General features: G+C 57.6%; 15 protein-coding genes. 9 read left to right on the top strand and 6 right to left on the bottom strand.

The genetic code is table 11. From position 1 onward, the window contains the following. Positions 1-39: 39 nt before the first annotated feature. Positions 40-1,263, bottom strand: coding sequence for an RNA-guided endonuclease TnpB family protein (locus tag C5B91_RS09120; RefSeq protein ID WP_115819637.1), 1,224 nt, complete (start codon positions 1,261-1,263; stop codon positions 40-42). Between the two features lie 465 nt (positions 1,264-1,728). Here C5B91_RS09120 and C5B91_RS09125 point away from each other — a divergent pair, with 465 nt between their 5' ends. Together C5B91_RS09125 and C5B91_RS09130 are read left to right on the top strand one after the other, a co-directional pair. Next, on the top strand, positions 1,729-2,136 hold the full coding sequence (locus C5B91_RS09125; RefSeq protein ID WP_115819636.1) for a hypothetical protein: 408 nt from the start codon (positions 1,729-1,731) through the stop codon (positions 2,134-2,136). 213 nt (positions 2,137-2,349) lie between these two features. Next, a complete protein-coding gene (locus tag C5B91_RS09130) occupies positions 2,350-3,960 on the top strand; it encodes a BCCT family transporter (protein WP_115819635.1) in 1,611 nt (536 codons plus the stop codon). An 80-nt stretch (positions 3,961-4,040) separates the two neighbouring features. On the opposite strand, the gene C5B91_RS09135 is transcribed toward C5B91_RS09130, so the two are convergent. Both C5B91_RS09135 and C5B91_RS09140 read right to left on the bottom strand, forming a co-directional pair. Continuing rightward, a complete protein-coding gene (locus tag C5B91_RS09135) occupies positions 4,041-4,640 on the bottom strand; it encodes a cupin domain-containing protein (RefSeq protein WP_233514236.1) in 600 nt (199 codons plus the stop codon). A gap of 99 nt (positions 4,641-4,739) precedes the next feature. Beyond that, complete coding sequence (locus C5B91_RS09140; RefSeq protein WP_115819634.1) at positions 4,740-5,714, bottom strand: winged helix-turn-helix domain-containing protein; 975 nt, start codon at positions 5,712-5,714, stop codon at positions 4,740-4,742. 298 nt (positions 5,715-6,012) lie between these two features. On the opposite strand from C5B91_RS09140, the gene C5B91_RS22080 reads away from it, so the two are divergent. Next, positions 6,013-6,162, top strand: coding sequence for a hypothetical protein (locus tag C5B91_RS22080; protein WP_158544183.1), 150 nt, complete (start codon positions 6,013-6,015; stop codon positions 6,160-6,162). Here C5B91_RS22080 and C5B91_RS21920 read toward each other — a convergent pair. Next, on the bottom strand, positions 6,145-7,398 hold the full coding sequence (locus tag C5B91_RS21920) for an RNA-guided endonuclease TnpB family protein (RefSeq protein WP_147298784.1): 1,254 nt from the start codon (positions 7,396-7,398) through the stop codon (positions 6,145-6,147). The two genes, C5B91_RS22080 and C5B91_RS21920, sit on opposite strands and share 18 nt — an antisense overlap. 365 nt (positions 7,399-7,763) lie before the next feature. On the opposite strand from C5B91_RS21920, the gene C5B91_RS09150 reads away from it, so the two are divergent. Beyond that, on the top strand, positions 7,764-8,918 hold the full coding sequence (locus C5B91_RS09150) for a Fic family protein (RefSeq protein ID WP_115819633.1): 1,155 nt from the start codon (positions 7,764-7,766) through the stop codon (positions 8,916-8,918). A gap of 56 nt (positions 8,919-8,974) precedes the next feature. Here C5B91_RS09150 and C5B91_RS09155 read toward each other — a convergent pair whose 3' ends face one another. Next, positions 8,975-10,333, bottom strand: coding sequence for a Cdc6/Cdc18 family protein (locus C5B91_RS09155; RefSeq protein ID WP_008096046.1), 1,359 nt, complete (start codon positions 10,331-10,333; stop codon positions 8,975-8,977). Positions 10,334-10,959: 626 nt separating this feature from the next. Beyond that, a complete protein-coding gene (locus C5B91_RS09160; RefSeq protein ID WP_049967532.1) occupies positions 10,960-12,195 on the bottom strand; it encodes an RNA-guided endonuclease TnpB family protein in 1,236 nt (411 codons plus the stop codon). Between the two features lie 54 nt (positions 12,196-12,249). On the opposite strand from C5B91_RS09160, the gene C5B91_RS22400 reads away from it, so the two are divergent. The 5 genes from C5B91_RS22400 to C5B91_RS09180 all read left to right on the top strand — a co-directional run bounded on the left by C5B91_RS22400 (position 12,250) and on the right by C5B91_RS09180 (position 17,202). Further along, entirely contained in the window at positions 12,250-12,387 is a 138-nt protein-coding gene (locus C5B91_RS22400) for a hypothetical protein (RefSeq protein ID WP_008096044.1), read from the top strand. Positions 12,388-12,986: 599 nt separating this feature from the next. Further along, positions 12,987-13,304: an RPA12/RPB9/RPC11 RNA polymerase family protein gene (locus tag C5B91_RS09165; RefSeq protein WP_049967533.1), complete on the top strand. Its 318-nt coding sequence runs from the start codon at positions 12,987-12,989 to the stop codon at positions 13,302-13,304. A 61-nt stretch (positions 13,305-13,365) separates the two neighbouring features. Continuing rightward, the gene (locus tag C5B91_RS09170; protein WP_049967534.1) at positions 13,366-13,755 is read left to right on the top strand and encodes a RidA family protein; all 390 of its coding nucleotides are present in this window, start codon (positions 13,366-13,368) and stop codon (positions 13,753-13,755) included. 462 nt (positions 13,756-14,217) lie between these two features. Further along, positions 14,218-15,492, top strand: coding sequence for an RNA-guided endonuclease TnpB family protein (locus C5B91_RS09175; RefSeq protein ID WP_115819632.1), 1,275 nt, complete (start codon positions 14,218-14,220; stop codon positions 15,490-15,492). 453 nt (positions 15,493-15,945) lie between these two features. Continuing rightward, positions 15,946-17,202: an RNA-guided endonuclease TnpB family protein gene (locus tag C5B91_RS09180; RefSeq protein ID WP_049967536.1), complete on the top strand. Its 1,257-nt coding sequence runs from the start codon at positions 15,946-15,948 to the stop codon at positions 17,200-17,202. Positions 17,203-17,415 lie beyond the last annotated feature (213 nt).

A 17,415-nucleotide genomic window follows, 5' to 3' on the forward strand; every position in this document is an offset into this window, starting at 1 on the left:
TCGCACCGAGTGACAGAAGAGCTTGTGAACTACCCCACCCTACCGCTCGCCTGACGGCTCGCGCTTGAGGGTGGGGCTTCCTGTTTCCACGACGCGCTTTGCATCCACAACCGAGGACACAGGGAGCGCAGTCTCCACAGGCGTTACTTCGGAGCGTCCCGCTCCTAACCACTTCTTGATACCGCGAGAAAGAATATTCCACGCCGCGTTCGCGTCTCTGTCCGCTTCAAACCCACACGCCGGACACGAATGCTCGCGCACCCACAGCGGTTTCTCAGTCGAAACACCGCAGGACGCGCACTCCTTGGTCGTTCCACGCGGATTCACCGCCACGAAGTGCGTTCCTTCGCGCTCACACTTGTATTCGAGCATCCGCAGGAACGTTCCCCACGCCGCACCTGCGCGGTTTCGAGAGTTGCCCGGTAGTTCGACCAAGCCCTTCGCGTCGAGGGCTTCCACAGCCACGAGGTCGTGCTCCCGAGCGTAGTAGTTCGAGAGTTTGTGGAGGAAGTCCCGCCGTTTGTTCTTTAACTCGGCGTGGCGTTCGGCCACAACGCGGCGCTGTTCCTCCCAATTCGCAGACCCGTGTTGCTTCCGCGAGAGGTCACGCTGTGCGCGTTCCAACCGCTCACGTTCGTCGGATAGGTCGAGGGATTCGACGGCGGTGCCGTCCGTGTCGTGAGCATACTTGAGAATCCCAACGTCGATGCCGACGCGCTTCTCGGGTTTCTCGGGCTTCGCAGGCGGGTCGTGCGGGGTTTCGACACCGAGGGCAGCGTACCACTTGCCGGTGGGTTCCTGTTTGATGGTGACGGTCTTGATTTCGGCGTCGTCGGGCAGGTCGCGGTGGAAGGTGAGCGGGATTTCTCCGAGTTTCGAGATCCACAGTCGGGTCCGACCGCTCGTGTTCTTGAGCTTGAAGCCGGATTGACTGTAGGTGAAACTGCGGTACTCATCCGGTGCCTTCCACTTGAGGGTGCCGACGCGGTAGCCGCTCTCTTTGCGCCCGCGAAGCGTCGAGAGATTGTCGTACAACCGTTGAACGACTTTCTGAAGAACCTTCGAGTGAACGCTTTTCAGGTCGTTCCACCACTTCTTGAGGCTCGGCAGAAGCTTCTGTTCGCTGTATGCTGAGGTGTCGTCGCTCCGGTTGAGACGGTGGAGGAAGTGATTGTAGACCTGTCTACAGGTATCGACAGTCCACGCTAACTGCTCTTCGAGAGCGTCGGACGGTCGGAGTCGATACCTGTAGTTGTAGTTCATCTACGAGCGTTCTTCGATAAGTTCGTCAAGTTTTCCACGAACGAACGACGAGAGGTTGAGATGGTTCTCCTCGACCCACTCGGCTTGGTCTTCGCGGATGGTGATGTTCTTCCGTCTCACTACATACGCACTATGTGTACTTGTGCGCATAATTATTGCGATTGTGGGCCTGTGGGCCAAGCGTCGAACGTGTCAAAGAGCCGTGCGGCGCTGTATCCCTCCCTACTGCGGTTCTCTTTGGCGAGAGTTGTGTTGCCGTTCTGTGACCACGGGCGTCACAACGCCACTATTCGCTCGTCTGTCACTCGGTGCGAGGAGTGTGGGCCAGCCAACCGTGGTTACACTATCACCCGCCGGAACGCCCTCCGTGCGTGCGGCATTGCCGCCCTCAGTTCGTTCGCTGGGTGTTCGGCCCTCCCAACAGACGATCAAGACACAGAGCAACCGACGTACGAGCGACTTGACGTGACGCCAGTCTACGTCGCCGATGGACTGGACCTCTCGATGCCTACAGCAATCGAGACGGTGAACGCACCGCACAACGCCGATCTGCTCGTCCTCCCCGCTGATACAACCACCGACGCCGAGCAGGCGGTCGAGTGGCTGACCGACGACCGAGTGCTGGCACTCCTCGGAGAGACTGCTGAAACAACGTGGCTGTCGTGGGTTCGAAGCGACGCGTTCAGAGACGCGTTCAACACGCAGGGATACTCCGAGAGCGAACCAGCCCCAACACTCGTCGTCGGTGCGAAAATCGGCCTCGATACGACGACGTCTCGGTACTCCTGGGGGAGCGAACCAAGCACTCGCGACGTTCTCGAAGCACTCGACGACTCACTCGTTGCGATTGAAAAACGGACGCCGACAGGGTGACGCGACTGTCCCTCACACCTCGCACCGAGTGACAGACTGCAGAGACTCCCATAACATTGTCCGAGTGACACGTTTTCCGGGGCGCTACTGTAAATCCGTCGTCAATTCCCGCAATTCGTTGGAAGACCGGCACCGTCGAGAACAGCGTTGACTTAAACAGGAGCCATATTCAACCCGAAATTAGAGACACCATGACGGAAGACATCATTCCGAATGGTAGAAAATAACACCCCAATAAAACGGTTCGTCGACGAACTTGACTTCACCATCTTCGGGATTGGATTCTCGGTGTCGCTGCTCGCGATTGTCGTGTTCTTCAGCAACCCGACTGCCTCTGCAAACGCGATGGGGCAGATCAATACGTTCCTCTGGACGGAGTATATGTGGGTCTACATCGGAACGATGTTCCTGATGGTCATGTTCAGCCTCTGGCTGATGGTTGGCCCGTGGGGACGAATCAAACTCGGCAAGCCAGACGAAGACCCCGAGTTCGGGTTGCTGTCGTACTTTTCGATGATGTTCTCGGCAGGCATTGCAGCAGGGATCGTTTTCTGGGGCCCTGCAGAGGCGTTGAGTCACTACCAGACGGTGCCGCCACTCATCGGGGGCGAATCCCAATCGGCGACCGCGGCGGTCGGGGCAATTCAGTACACCCTCTTTCATTGGGGGATCTCGTACTGGGTTCCGTACCTCATCGTCGCACTCCCGATTGCGTACTACGCGTTCCGTAAGGATGCCCCGATGCGGGTGTCGACGCTTATCGCGCCATTCGTCGGCGTCGACAAGCTTGACGGCGTTCTAGCGAAGGGAATCGATATCCTGGCGGTGTTCGCGACGATTGGTGGGATCGCAACCACGCTTGGATTCGTCGGAGAGCAGTTCCTCACTGGGCTGGCGTACAACTTCGGCGTCTCGATCGGTGATACCGGGACCGTGCTGGTAATTACTGGGCTGACGGTTGCGTTCACCGCCTCGGTTGCACTCGGCGTCAAGAAGGGTATTGCCCGAATTTCACGATTCAATATGGGCGTCTTCGCCGTCCTGACGGCCATGACGTTCCTGTTGGGGCCAACCAACTACATCATGAATACGGGGCTCCAGGCGATGGGACGCTACTTCGTTGGATTCCTCGAGATGTCGTTGTACACCAACGCGACGGGATCTGGTGAGTGGGTCGGCAACTGGACTGTCTTTTACTGGGCATGGGTATTCTCGTGGGCACCATTTGGTGGGCTGTTCGTAGCCCGGATCTCACGCGGCCGGACGATCAGGCAAGTCGTCGCGACGGCACTCGTGGGCTCAACCGTTGCGACCACGCCGTGGTTCCTCACGATGGGCGGGAGTGCGATTTTCTTCGAACGGCAGGACATCGCACCGATGCTCGAGATGGTTTCCGAACACGGTGTTGCCGTCTCCGGCTTCCCGTTGTTCGGCTCGTTGCCATTCGGTGGCGTGCTTTCGACCGTGTTTCTGTTCCTCGTTGTCACATTCTTCATCACGTCTGCAGACTCCTCGACACTCGCACTCGGGATGCTCACGACAGGTGGGAAGCAGCACCCCTCGACTGTCAACCGCGTCATCTGGGGTGCTCTCATGGGAGGGCTTGCGTCGCTACTCATCGTCGGTGGCGGCATCGACGCGCTCCGCTCGTCGGCAATCATCACTGGATTCCCATTTGCGCTCATCTCTGTCGTCGCCATCGCTGGCATGCTTCTGGAATTCAATCAGGTTGAGCCACTCCTCTCCGGCACGAGCGACTCGACGGGTGCCGAGCGACCGAGTTCGCCGAACCGGGCAGAGTCGAGCATCGACGACGACGACTAACTGGCGTTCCCCATGCGTGGGACGCCCCTTTACCGACCAACAACTGAGAAAACCGCGACTGGGTGGGCTGCACCCAGCGACTACTCACAGGTTACTGGGGGAACGAGCACCGTCGCCGGCGCGCCGACTGGCACGCCGAGGAACGTCGCGTAGGCCACGGCGGTGTCGCGCTGGCTCGGATTTGACGCGATGTGGATGTTTCCCTGCCCGGGGTCGATGAAGGCTTCACCCGCCGAGTAGGTCCGGGCGATGCAGTCACGCTCGTTGATGAGTTCGAGCTCGCCTTCCACGACGCTGACGATGACGGGCCCGGGGTGGGTGTGCCAGCCCGAGGTTCCCTCCGGCTCCCACGTCACCTTGGCGAAGATGGTCGTCGACGCGTCCCGTGGCAAATTGGAGACGATGGTTCTGTCTCCATCCTCGTACTTCAGCCGGAACGTCGCGGCAACCTCGTCGGGGAACGGTGCGTGCCCCGCGAGGAGTTCGACGGTAAAGCCCACGGGGCTGTCGACGTCGCGGTCTGCTTTCGATTCCCCATCGTGATCTATCGGGTCGGCGGCAACGGGAACGCTCATTCCGAGCGCGGCGACGGTCAGGGCGCTGGCCTTCAACACGGTCCGGCGCAACACACCGTCGGGCTGTTCAATCGCGCTTCGTCCAACCGGTTCGTGTCTGGTCATTTCTCCTCGTGCGTACTGACGGCCGTTCAGGCTATATATGTAAGCTGAATTATATTTCTATCCAGGAACGGACTGGAATTCGTTAGCCTGAGCCACCTGTCATGACTGCTCTCGAGAGAGTCTGTGAAGAGTTGTGACTGCCCCCTTCTCGTCTAGGGTCGCGACCAGTCGGTCTCCGTCGGCCTCGAGGACCAGCTCCAGTTCGAACGGGGTCTCCGAGAGAACGGTCTGGCGGTGGACTAATTCCAGTTCGATCAACAGCCAGTCGTACCAGGGGTCGTAGCCATGGTCTTCGAGGAAGACGAGCACTCGCGGCTCGGTGAGCAAACAGCGGTTGCTTGGGATACTGAATCGCTGGCGACAGACGTCACAGACGATGTCGTACTGGACCTCGAAGATGGTGTCACACGACACACAGCGGTGACCCGGGTCCACGTGGTGGTCCCGACAGACGTGAGGCGTCGCGCTCGTGGTTCCGGTACAGTCGGGACAGACGCCTTCGATTGCGGACATAATCTGGTGTTTCACCATGACGTCGAGTGCCCGGTAGAACTCCGCGGGGTCCCGACGGCGAGTGCCGACTGGCGAGAGCGATTCGGTCAGGCTCAACGTCCCATCGAAGCCGGTGCCACCGAACGCTCCTTCACACTCGGTGCATCTGATCGCAAAATATCCACGGGTCAGCTCCGTGTTGCACTCGAAGACGGTTTGGCCCCCACAGAGTTCACACGGCTTGTCGTTCGGGACGGCGTCGAACACGAGTTCGTCGGTGAACGCGCCGGCGAGGATGGCGCTGACCACACGCTCGCCCTCCCGTCGGAGAACATACCCGTTTGCGACGTGGTGGACGAACCGGCCGAGGAGGGGCTTGAGGTGGTAGTTGAACTGCGAACCGTCCCGCATCCCGAGCGTCTTTCGTAACGCTGAGAACGTCATCGGGTGCTGCGGAACGTGTTCGTCGAGACGCCGGTGTTCCCAGAGCGCGAATAGGATGGCGAGTCGCGTCTCGTGGCCGAGAATGGCAAACGCCTGCTCCGGTGTCGGTCCGTGTTCCGACGCTTCGTCGGCGGTCATACTGGCATCCCACTAGGTGCCAACAGTGGTTAACAATTGTTAACAAACTACATGCATGTGTTCCCGGATTCGCTTGGCAATTCATCGGTCGCGGACGGGAACACAAGCTGACTCGCGCGCTCGATTCTCTAGCCACCACCCTTGGTGTCACAGCGCCAATTGGTGAGCGTATGGTCCAAGAAGACCCATCAGGACCCGGATTCGGCAGTGCAGTCGGGAGAGAGACGGTCGACCAAGACGCGTCGCAGGGCCAACGAGACGCCAGTTCGTCGGGCACCGGGTCGACACCCTCGAAGCGATGGGCTACGTCGACGGTGCCGGTGGAACGGGCGACGGTGGGTCGTCGCTTCTCACGTCGACGGTGAAATCGATGCTGTGGGTTGGGCTCGAGATTCTTGCAGTTGCTGCCCTTCTCGCGGTCATCTTCGGGTCATCGACCCACGACTGAAGTCGTGGGCTTGTCCGTGGACTCCCGGTCTGACGACGAAACGTCGTAGGCAGTGTAATCGCCATTCCCGTTCAACATTCCAGACTTGAGGGCGAGATGACCGTCGCCCAACCCATCGGGACGTTTGCCCGATGGTAAAGTTAGCAACTTGAAACCGATGTTCTTCGAAGCGTTGTAATCGCCGTCAACCGAGTACCCACAGTCGTTGCACTCAAACCACCCGTCCGAATCGCGGTTCGTGCTGGACTGATGCCCGCATTTCGAGCAAGTCTGACTCGTAAACGCAGGCGGTATCTTCTCAAGACGAATTCCATACTCGCTAGCTTTGTACGCGAGCATTTCTTGGAGTTCGTGGAACGCCCAGTTGTGCATCTGACGCTTCACTTGGTCGTCCCAATTACTCATCCGCTCGCGGATGTGGGTCAGGCGTTCGACGGCGATGTACGAACAGTCGTGGGCGTCTGCCTCCTCCACGATGCGTCGAGAAATCGTGTGCAGGCGATTCAGCACGAAGCGGTTTTCTCGCCCCGACAGTCGCCGGAGTTCCTGCTTGGCGGAGCGAGTGCCTTTGTGCTGAAGGCTACGACGCACGCGGAAGTAGTGGTTCTGACCCCACAACAGTTCGCCACCATCGTAGAACGACCCCGTGCTGGTCACGGCGACGTTCTTCAGGTTCAAGTCCACGCCCAGTATCTTGTCACCGTCGCGTTCTTCTACCTCTTTCTTGATGACGATGTGGAGGTAGAACGCATCCTCGTCTTCGCGGTAGTGGAGCGTCCCCATCCGCTTTTCGTAGTCGTCATCATCGAGGTAGGACTTCTGGTAGTCTCCGAGTACGTACTCAACGGCGACTCTGCCGTTGATGGTGGAGAGGGTGGCCGACCTGTCTTTGATGGTCAACGTCCGTTTGTCGTAGACGGCTGACAGCTCGTTGAATCGCGGGAGTGGTCGGCTGTTGCCCTTCTTCCAGTCAGCAACGGTACTTTTCATCGCTTCGACGGCTTTCGAGTAGGCCCGCACACAGAGGTTTGCGGGCAGGTCTGTCTCGTCTCGCAAGTCGTGGTACACTTGGTCGTGTATCGTGGACTTGTTGAGGATGAGGTAGCCGTCGTTGTTCCTGCCGTGCTGGACAGTGTAGTTGCAGGCGTGGTTGAACTGGTCGATGGTCTGATGGAGGTCGTCTCGTCGGTCGTCCGGAACCGAGAGTTTGACCGGGATAGTTCGTTTGACCTCCATCTGTGACCTCACATACGAGTGGTGTCTTATATATTCTACGACTGTTGTGGGGGAGTCGGCTTGCTATCGATCGTGGTTTGGTTCGACTCTTGTCGGATTCCTCCCACGGCTAAAGCCGTGGGCTTCTTCCCCGAATCTGTGTGAGGTGTGTCTCTTCCACCCACACACCGGTTTGCACGTGTTTTGCTGAGACAGACACATCTCGTCTGTCGAAACTGATGGCTCAAACGTGAGCAACAATTCCGACGCACCCACATACTCCAGAACGATGACTCCATTTTGACTGAAGAGATATACTCGGTTCACTATCCAAACCACGTTAAGACCAATATGATTAAGCCGATACAAATACTGTCTTAGTCAAAATGAGGACTCGAAATCTGCCACCAGACGCACCCGGTCGCTATCTTGAGTCCCATCCGAACCCCTACTACATTCCGGACAAGTTACCGCTGTCGTCAAAAATTGAGATGGACGACGAGCTTGCATCGTCCGTCGCGGATGCGATGTTCCAACTCGGACGGATCGATGGTATCAGTCCCACCGTCGACTTCTCCCCGGTTCTGTACACCTCGCTGCTCCGACTCGAGGCAGTCGAAACAGCGGAAATCGAAGGCGCAGATGTCGATGTCGACGAGGTGTACGCGTATCACACGCGCAGTCGGTCCCAAGAGACAGTCGACGTCAGTCGCGACCTCCAAGAGGTACTCAACGCCGAACGAGCACTCAACGAGGGATTCGACGCGATGAGAGATAGCGAATCGATTACGCTCAGTCTGCTGCAGTCGCTCCACGAGACACTCCTCGAAGGCGTTCGGAACGAGGGGGACGTCGTCGGTACATGGCGGGAAAGCGACGTCCACATCCCGTCACCACGTGGCAGCCAGCCGCCGTTTGTTCCACCGCCACACGGCAACGTGCCTGAGCTGATGGACTCGCTCGAAGCCTACATCCAGATGAGAGGTCAGCACCACCCCCTCATCGACCTCGCTATCGCACACTACCAGTTCGAGACGATTCACCCCTGTTCTGATGGGAACGGCAGACTCGGACGGATCCTCATCGTCCTCCAACTGCACGACGCGGGGTATCTGTCGGACCCCTATCTCTATCCGAGTGCCTACTTTAACCGGAACAAACAGGCGTACGTCGAGAAGATGCGCGCAGTCAGCGAGGAGGGGAACTGGCGTGACTGGATTCTGTTCTTCCTCGACGGAATCGAAGCCCAGGCGAGAGACTCCTACGAGCGGACGTTCGAACTCATCGAGCTTCGCCGGGACTACGAGACGCGCTATCCGCACTCGAAAACGAGCCACAAACTCGCCCGGAGTCTGTTCGACCTTCCGTACTTCACCGCGAACGAGGTCCAATCGCGCTTCGACGTCAGCCGACAGACGGCGTACAATGCAATCGAGGAACTGGAAGCAGACGGTCTCATCGTCGAAACAACCGGGAAACAGCGCAACCAGGAGTACAAAGCAGTCGACGTCTTCGATATCCTCGAACGCCCGACGGTGTGAGGGCCTCTACACGACTGCAGTCGTGGGCGTTCTCCTCGAATCGTCGTTCCCCTCACTCACCGAGACGAGTTCGCGAGGAACCGCCTGGCTGCTGACCGGAGGTTCGACGAGTCGAGTTCGGCAAACGGTGTGTCGTCTTCTAAGGTGTCGAGGACTGCATCAACAGGCTCGGAGAACGCAAATTGGAGGTAGACCCCACGTTTGAAGCCACCACTCGTGCGATTGCTTTCGAGGACGCCATACGTCCCCGCTTTGTTGAGGTGGCTGTTGACGGTTTCTTGCGTGTAGATATCTCGCGACGAGCGGTTACAGAGCTGCTGATAAATGCTGTAGACTGCTGGACTCGGTGCAACACCGCCATTGACATCGGCGACAATTGCTGCGGCGTACAGAGAAAGCTTCTTTTGGACGGTCATTCCGTCGACGATTTCGAGGACGCGATTCTTCAACACAGAGTCGTTGGCCCGATGGACGTGTTCAGCGGTGACGACCGAATCGCCGTTCTGATTCGCAAGCTCACCTGCGTCTCGAAGTAGGTCGATTGAACGACGCGCGTCCCCCTCGTTCTTCGCACCGTAGGCAGCAACGAGTTCGATCACGCCCTCGTCGAGTGCGTTATCTTTGAACGCGTCACGTCGCCGATTGAGGATTTCGATGAGTTCGTCCGCGTCGTAGTCGGAAAAATGGATCCCGTTCGGGTTGTACGAGCTATCCGTTCGGCTGTCGACGTTTTCGCGGAACTTCGGATGATTCGTGATGACGACCGTCGAGATAAGGGTCTCGACGTGCTGTTCGGCCATGACACGACTCAGGCTGTACAGAAGCTGAGAATACGCCGGCTCCGGATCGGTAGAACGTCCGGTGAGCGTATCGATTTCGTCGAGAATGAACACGAGCGAGTCGAAGTGTTCGTCGACGATTTCGTAGAGGCGCACATATTTCGCATCCGTCGATACACCCTTGCGCGGTATTTCCCACGCGACGCCCGCTTTCGTTGCGGTCTGGTGGCCAAGTTTCCAGACAGCGCGGTCAAGGGTGTGTGACTCCATCGTTTTGAAATTCACCGAGACGAAGTCGAAGTTGATACTGTTCTGCCTCGCTCGGTCTTTGACCTTCTCGGCGACGGCCTTTACTGTCAGGCTCTTTCCGGTTCCACTCGGGCCATACAGGAGTAGGTCCGGTGGACGCTCTCCATCGAGTGTATCACGGAATGCACGCGCCTCGGCTGCTAACTGCTCATCGCGACCGTAGATGCGGTCGTGGTCGACGATGGTATTCGGGTCGACCAACTGCTTGTTCCGGAAGACCGTCGTGCTCTCGCCGTCAAGAATATCGTCGACAATCGACGTCTCGGAGTCTTGACCGTGGTCCCCATCACCCCCGCCCCCGGTCGTATCATCGTCGTCCGTTTTCATTCGTTACTAGATATCTAGACTAGGGTGTAATAACCCTTTTCGAAATGAATGGGGTGTGTTCGAAATGAAGACACCGGTGTCGAAATGAATTCTGAGGAATCTGGGTACTGGTGGGTTAGAACGCCACCCCCACACCGTGTTCGAGATGAAATGTACAGCGGGTCTGCGCTGACACAGCTGATATCGGCATGGTGAGGACTCAAACAGCGATTACTGAGCGACAGCACACCACAATCGAAATGAAATGGGCTGGCAGTAGGTGAATCAGTTGAAACAGGCGTTGAACCCCCCTATTCCGGGGGTTGGACGGAAAATTCATTTCGATTACGGTGTGTGAGGGTGCCAACAATTGGTCTCGGATTGAGGAGATTTCATTTCGATCACGGTGTGGGTCCCCCTCACTGTGTCACCTTCTCATGGATGACCATTGACCCCGCGACGTGCTGAAGAACACTTGCAAAACGGTGTGTGGGTCGCATATAAAGAAACAGAACACTCGGAACACATTGGAGGGTGGTCTTTTTTATGCACCGTCAGGGGCTACAGTCACGGGCGTTCTTGCGTGACATCCTCCCCGCCGTAAACGGCGGGGCTTCCCCTACGAGGGGAATCCGGTTTGGCAGGTTTCAGTCCGAGTACACCGAGAGCGTCATCTGTCCGGTTCTCGGACTCGTCTCTTGGTGGACTGTGGCGCTGTCACAGGCGCTCCCATCCTGTGGCGAGTCATCGCGTCCGGGTTCCCAACGGACGCTCTCTCCCCACGGGTTAGCGCGACCAGCGATGTTCGCCGCCGCGTTAATATCTGCTTGGAACTCCGATACGTGGCAGTCGTCGTGCGGACACACAAACTCCGCTTGCTGACCCCGCCGACCGAGACAACCGCAAGCGTGGCACGTCTGCGAGGTGTACGCCGCGTTGACGTACTCAACGCGAATCCCTGCCTCGGTCGCTTTGTCTTCGAGTCGGCCCTGTAACCGGGCGAACGCCCATGCGTGAAGGCGGCGGTTCATGTACTTCCCGTAGTCCAACCGCTCGCGGATGTGCGATAGGTCTTCGAGAACGATAACGGGGTTCTCGAACTGTTGGGCATACTCGACGGCCTGCCGAGACGCTTTCTCGACAATATCCGTCAGAGCGTTTTGGTAGTGGTCGAACCGTTCGTCCACGCGCCACTCAGCGGCGTCTCTCGACTGTAGCCGCCGGAGTGTGGTGAACATCTCTTTGCGAAGGTGTCGCGCCCGACTGCCGCTGACGAGCATTGGCTTCCGTGGTACGTCGCGTTTGAGGGCACAGCCCGTTATCAACGCGCTCTCGCCTACGTCGAAGCCGATATACGTCGGGTTGTCCGGGTCGGTCGATTCTTCGACCGGGTATTCGACAGTGACGTGCAACTCCCACGACGTGCGGTGTCGCTGTAGCCGCAACTCGCCCGCCCTCGCGTCTTCAGAGAGCAGGTCGAACCACAGGGATTCCTGCTCGGGGTTAATTCGAAGCGGAATCCAAAAGTTCGTCCCGCGTCCGGGTTGCGGGACCTGCCACACGAAGCCGTGTTCGCGCTCGTCTGAGTAGTCGAACTTCGCGGCCCGATTGACGAGTCGAAGCGGATGCTCGTCGTCCAACTCATCGGCGTTGTACGTCGAACGGAGTTTCGGGACGTAGGATTTAAGCGCGTCTTTGGCTTGGTACGGAAGTTCGTAGGGCGTTACAACGTCGTTGACGGCAGACATTGTATCCGCCCTGTTGTCGAAGGCGTCGTGGAGTGCTTCGCGGTAGGTGTCCAAGAGCCGCTGTAGGCGTTGCTCTTTGCCCGCCGTGGGTGTGGCGAGAGTGGCCAGTAGCGTCTTCGTCACCGTCTCAGACACACCCGTAGATAGAACGTAGATATAATTAAGTGTAACGGGGCGCAAGAATGAGATATGCCACACATCAATTTCGAGGTAGACGAGGAACAGTACGAGTCGCTGAAAGAGACGAAGAAACGCCACGGTCTAACGTGGAAAGGGATGCTACTCCACGCACAGCGGGAGTTGGATTCCGGCCCGACCACCGAGTAGCGGGTGGTCAACACCGTGTCGCATTCCCTCCCGGCCTAAAGGCCGGGATTCCCTGCTTGAATTAAGATGGCCAGCGATGTGGTCCTCGTTGGTCCGAGTTGTGTGCTGTCGTTTTGCGACTGCGGGCGTCACAACGCCGTCGCTCGCCTGTTTGTCACTCGGTACGAGGGGTGTGGGTTACCACGCTTGAATACGGTATCCTCGTGACCACAACCGAGGCACCGAGTTCACGACCGACTAGATTGTCACCTCACACCCTGTTCGAAATGAAATCTCTCGAGACGAGTCGACCACTTAAGGCCGGCTCAGACGCCGATCAAACCGAGATTCAAGCGGTGAATTCAAATCGAACACGGTGTGCGAAGAGACCGACCGTCGTGGGATTCCGCCTTCGTGATTGACTCGGAAAGTTAGAGGTGGAACTATTATTGTCTGACTTCTAACTTCGGAGCATATATTCGGTCTCTCGGGTAGGGTTGCTGTTCTCGAGCTTAACGCAACGAAAACCGGCCGACACAGCCAACACAAACAGGTACCTGAAACCCACGACGAATCGGAAATTAAGACATATATCTATCACCCATATACTCCCTCCAACGATGCAATTCTGTGACGAGTGTGGATCGCTAATGCACACGGCAGGCGACACGTGGGTGTGTCGGTCCTGCGAGCACGAGGAGCCACGGGACGCCCAAGCGGAAGCGGCGATGGCGATTCAAGATGGACAACAAAACAACGGCGCACCCGCCGTGGCCGACGCGACCCAAGACTCCTCCGAGACGATGCAGGAGCCCTGTCCGGCGGACGACTGCGACAGCGACCGGGCGCACTACGAGATGATGCCGAAGCCCGGCGGCTCCTACGAAGTGCGACTGTTCACGTGCGTCGAGTGTGGCCACAAGTGGCGCGAGTCTTGAGACAGTGGGTCTGCGTATTCATCACCCAAACTCATTTTAATGCCGTTTGTGAGTCTGAGCTATGGAGCGAAAACAAATCTCATCCGGGACTGAGTGGGAGTCCAAAGTCGGATACTCTCGGGCCGTTCAGACCGGCTCTCAAGTACACGTTTCTGGGACAACAGCGACTAACGGTGATGGTCAAATCGTCGGTAAAGGCGACGCATACGAACAGACGAAACAAGCACTCCAGAACATCGAAGACGCCCTTCGAGAGACTGATGCATCACTTGAGGATGTGGTCAGAACTCGAATGTTCGTCACTGATATCGATGAGTGGGAGGCGATCGGTGAAGCCCATGGTGAAGTGTTTCGTGACGTACGCCCAGCCACCAGCATGGTCGAGGTGAATCGCCTCATCGATTCGGAGTTACTTGTTGAGATTGAGGCGGTTGCGATTATCCCAAAGTAAGTCCCGACCCCATCGTTTCCGGAGAAAACTCACGCAGATGCAAGGGGAACCCCACAGCTTCAGGCGTGGGTCGATGGCTAGACCACCAGTCCCAGAACCCACCGACTGAAAAGCACCGACTCCGACGACAACCCGGCAGCCAGACTAGCCCCGAGCGCGAGATTGTCCAGCACCAAGCCGAGTGCGACGCCGAACCCGACCCCAATCGCAATCCACGTGCTCATCGTCGCTGGATCAATGCCCCCGTTCGTCCTGTCGCTAACCGCAGCAGCGCTGCGTTCGTTCCAATACGGTGTAAACGGAACCAGGCTAATACAGAATCGAGGAGAATACCTGACCCTTTAGGGTCAGGATGAATCCGACAACTCCTACACAATCCACCGTCGATAGCAAGGCTGGATATTCCACGCCAACCGACATTATTAAGAAAACGGCGTTCATAACCAGTTATGAATACAGAAAATGAGTCGAACCATCCGAACCTTCGAGGCCACTATACCGAACCAGCAACAGGTTCGTGATGACCTCGACCAACTCGGATGGGCCGCCTCAAAACTCTGGAACGTCGGTCGCTACTACACACAAGAACAGTGGGACGAAACGGGCGAGATTCCCGATGACGGAGAACTCAAAGCCGAACTCAAAAGCCACGGACGCTACACGGACTTGCATTCTCAATCCAGTCAGCGCGTTCTCGAAGAACTCGCTGAAGCGTTCAACGGCTGGTTCGGGAAGCGTCGGAACGGCGACGACCGTGCCCGACCGCCCGGCTACCGCAAAAACGGAGACTCCCACCCGCGTTCAACCGTGTCGTTCAAAGCGGCTGGCTTCAAGCACGACGCACAGTTCACCCGCGTTCGCCTCTCGAAAGGCCGTAACCTGAAAGAACATCGTTCAGACTTCATTTTGTGCGAGTACCAGACTCGCCCGGATGTTGACCTGACCGAGTGGGACATTCAACAGGTTCGTGCTGTCTACAAGCGCGACGAGTGGCGGTTACAATTCGTTTGTCGAACCACTATCGACCCGGAGCCGCCGGGTGAGGAGGTGGCTGGTGTTGACCTCGGGATTTGCAACTTCGCCGCCGTATCGTTCGGCGGGAAATCTGTGTTGTATCCCGGTGGCGCACTCAAAGAGGACGAATACTACTTCACGAAGAAGAAAGCCAAGTGCGACGATTCCTCGTCCCGTGAGGCGACTCGTCTTGATTGGAAGCGAACTGGTCGCCGGACACACTTCTTACACGCCCTCTCGAAAGCAATCGTAGAGGAATGCGTCGAACGAAGTGTTGGGTCGCTTGTTGTTGGTAACCTCGGCGGTATTCGAGAGAACGACGAGACGGGCGGGTCTCGGAATTGGGGAGACCACGGCAATCTCGACTTACATGGGTGGGCGTTCGACCGCTTCACGACGCTACTCGACTACAAAGCGGAAGCCGAAGGCATCAACGTGGAGTTGGTGTCGGAACGCGATACGTCGAAGTCGTGTTCAGCGTGCGGCCACACCGATGACAACCAACGTGTCGAACGTGGGTTGTATGTGTGCGAGGAGTGTGATACGGTTGCGAACGCGGACGTGAACGGTGCGGAGAATATTCGACAAAAGGTACTCCCGAGTCTCGCCACGGATGGCGGTGATAGGGATAACGGCTGGTTGGCACAGCCAGCGGTTCACCTGTTCGACCGTAGTGAGGGCGTTTTCGCCCCACGAGAACAGGTTGTTAACCGCGAACCGTAATATCCCAACTCAGCGGTGCGGTGCCGTGGGATTCCCGCGTCTTCAGGCGTGGGAAGAAGTCAAGTGTTAGCACACCACTAGTACTGGTAGCAGGAAATTCGCTAGTGACACGTACTGAGAGATCCTCTTCCCTGTCCGATGAGGAAGCACGAAGCCAACTCTATGCGCTCTTGCACCGCAGTATTCCCAGCAAGAAGGCTATCGATGAGGTAATCGAGATTGGAGCGAACTACCTCGATGTCAGCCATGGTCACATCACCGAAATCGATGAAGACGAGAATCGGTGGGAAGTGATTGGTTCATCGGCATTTTCGAGGTGGAGCCTCCGGCCTCAAGGAGCGAACGGAGTGAGCGAGTAGGCCGGAGAGGAAACCGGTATGGTGCGACACAACCGGCATACTGCGACGACCTGACTCCCAAGCATTTAAGAACCATCAGCAACACATCTGAAACATGGAGGTCCGGCGGACCGCACCCGTCAAACTCGTCGTTCCCGACGAGCGACGCGAGGATCTCCACGAATCCGCCCGGCAGTTCCTTCACTGTGCCAACCGTGCTGCTGAGTTCTGTTGGTCCGACCGCTCCTACACCGAGTGCGTCACGGTCAACACGACTACACGGGACGCGCTCTACGACGAACTCCGTGTGGAAACTAATCTCACCGCAAACCTCGTTCAGGAAGCCATCCGACGCGGCGTTGAAGCCGTCAAAGGCTGTGTCGAACGGTGGAAAAACGGGAAGCGAGTGAGTCAACCGGAGTTCACATCGTGGAGTATGCTCTACGACAAGCGGAGCGCTACGTTCTACCGGAACAAAGTCTCGCTATCGACTGTCAACGGCCGTGTTGAGTGTGAGTTTGAACTTCCCTCGGATAGCCCCACACCGTACGAACAGTACGTGCTGTCAGAGGAGTTTGAGTTCCGAGCGAGCACGCTTCAGTACGACGCAGTAGACGACGAGTTCTACTTCCATATCACCACCCGAAAGTACGACTCCGAAAGAGACGGCGAGCCGTCTGAGGTTTCGGCAGATACTGAGCACCAAACAGTCCTCGGTATCGACCTCGGCGTCAGCAGTCTTGCCGTCTCCTCGACGGGACGCTTCTGGCAGGGAGACGACTACGACCACTGGTGCCGCGAGTTCGAGAAACGACGAGGTGAGATGCAACAACGCGGCACGCAAGCCGCACACAACGCCTTGTTGCGCCTCGGAAAGCGAGAGGAAGCATGGCGGAAACAGTACATACACACCGTCGCTAATGAGATAATTACGGAGGCCGTCGAACACGATTGCGACGTGATCGTGTTCGAAGAGTTGACCGACATTCGAGAGCGGCTTCCACAGGCAAAGTGGCACCACATCTGGGCGTTCCGACGTCTGTACGAGTACGTCTCGTACAAGGCCCCGGAACGCGGTGTTTCGGTGGAGCAGGTCGGGCCGAACCACACGTCCCAACGCTGTTCTCGGACGGACTGTGGGTTCACGCACGAGGACAACCGCCACGGAGAGTATTTTGAATGCCTGAAGTGCGGGTACGAAGTGAACGCCGACTACAATGCAGCGAAGAACATCGGCGTGAGGTACGTTCGGAAGGAGACGCACAAACTCCGTTCCTCGCCCAAGTCGGGGAGCGGAGACGCACCAGTAGACGTGCGTTTGAATGGTGGGATGTTGAACGGTGAGAGTCACCAGCCTCTTGCTGGCGACTGATCGCCGGGAGTCCACATCAAAGCCCTACCCTCAAGGACCGAGGCGCGGAGCGCCGAGGGAGTAGGGTGGGGTAGTTTACTTGCCGAGAAAGCTCGAGAATTGGAAAAGTTGACGCGATCCGTCCCAGTCGCACGGCCGATAGATATCGTCCCGAAAGTGGAGGACGCGGTACGCGATGTCCGTGAGAGACACCACCCAGTGGACATCTCACTT

Origin of the sequence: Haloferax sp. Atlit-10N (assembly GCF_003586325.1) — an archaeon.
Lineage (GTDB): Archaea > Halobacteriota > Halobacteria > Halobacteriales > Haloferacaceae > Haloferax > Haloferax prahovense.

What these genes read in the sequence shown, in the direction of transcription:
- C5B91_RS09150 (WP_115819633.1), top strand. Translation starts at nt 7,764, where the DNA reads ATGAGGACTCGAAATCTGCCACCAGACGCACCCGGTCGCTATCTTGAG.
- C5B91_RS09135 (WP_233514236.1), bottom strand. Translation starts at nt 4,640, where the DNA reads ATGACCAGACACGAACCGGTTGGACGAAGCGCGATTGAACAGCCCGAC.
- C5B91_RS09155 (WP_008096046.1), bottom strand. Translation starts at nt 10,333, where the DNA reads ATGAAAACGGACGACGATGATACGACCGGGGGCGGGGGTGATGGGGAC.
- C5B91_RS09180 (WP_049967536.1), top strand. Translation starts at nt 15,946, where the DNA reads ATGGAGGTCCGGCGGACCGCACCCGTCAAACTCGTCGTTCCCGACGAG.
- C5B91_RS22400 (WP_008096044.1), top strand. Translation starts at nt 12,250, where the DNA reads ATGCCACACATCAATTTCGAGGTAGACGAGGAACAGTACGAGTCGCTG.
- C5B91_RS09170 (WP_049967534.1), top strand. Translation starts at nt 13,366, where the DNA reads ATGGAGCGAAAACAAATCTCATCCGGGACTGAGTGGGAGTCCAAAGTC.
- C5B91_RS09130 (WP_115819635.1), top strand. Translation starts at nt 2,350, where the DNA reads ATGGTAGAAAATAACACCCCAATAAAACGGTTCGTCGACGAACTTGAC.
- C5B91_RS22080 (WP_158544183.1), top strand. Translation starts at nt 6,013, where the DNA reads ATGGGCTACGTCGACGGTGCCGGTGGAACGGGCGACGGTGGGTCGTCG.
- C5B91_RS21920 (WP_147298784.1), bottom strand. Translation starts at nt 7,398, where the DNA reads ATGGAGGTCAAACGAACTATCCCGGTCAAACTCTCGGTTCCGGACGAC.
- C5B91_RS09175 (WP_115819632.1), top strand. Translation starts at nt 14,218, where the DNA reads ATGAGTCGAACCATCCGAACCTTCGAGGCCACTATACCGAACCAGCAA.
- C5B91_RS09120 (WP_115819637.1), bottom strand. Translation starts at nt 1,263, where the DNA reads ATGAACTACAACTACAGGTATCGACTCCGACCGTCCGACGCTCTCGAA.
- C5B91_RS09165 (WP_049967533.1), top strand. Translation starts at nt 12,987, where the DNA reads ATGCAATTCTGTGACGAGTGTGGATCGCTAATGCACACGGCAGGCGAC.
- C5B91_RS09140 (WP_115819634.1), bottom strand. Translation starts at nt 5,714, where the DNA reads ATGACCGCCGACGAAGCGTCGGAACACGGACCGACACCGGAGCAGGCG.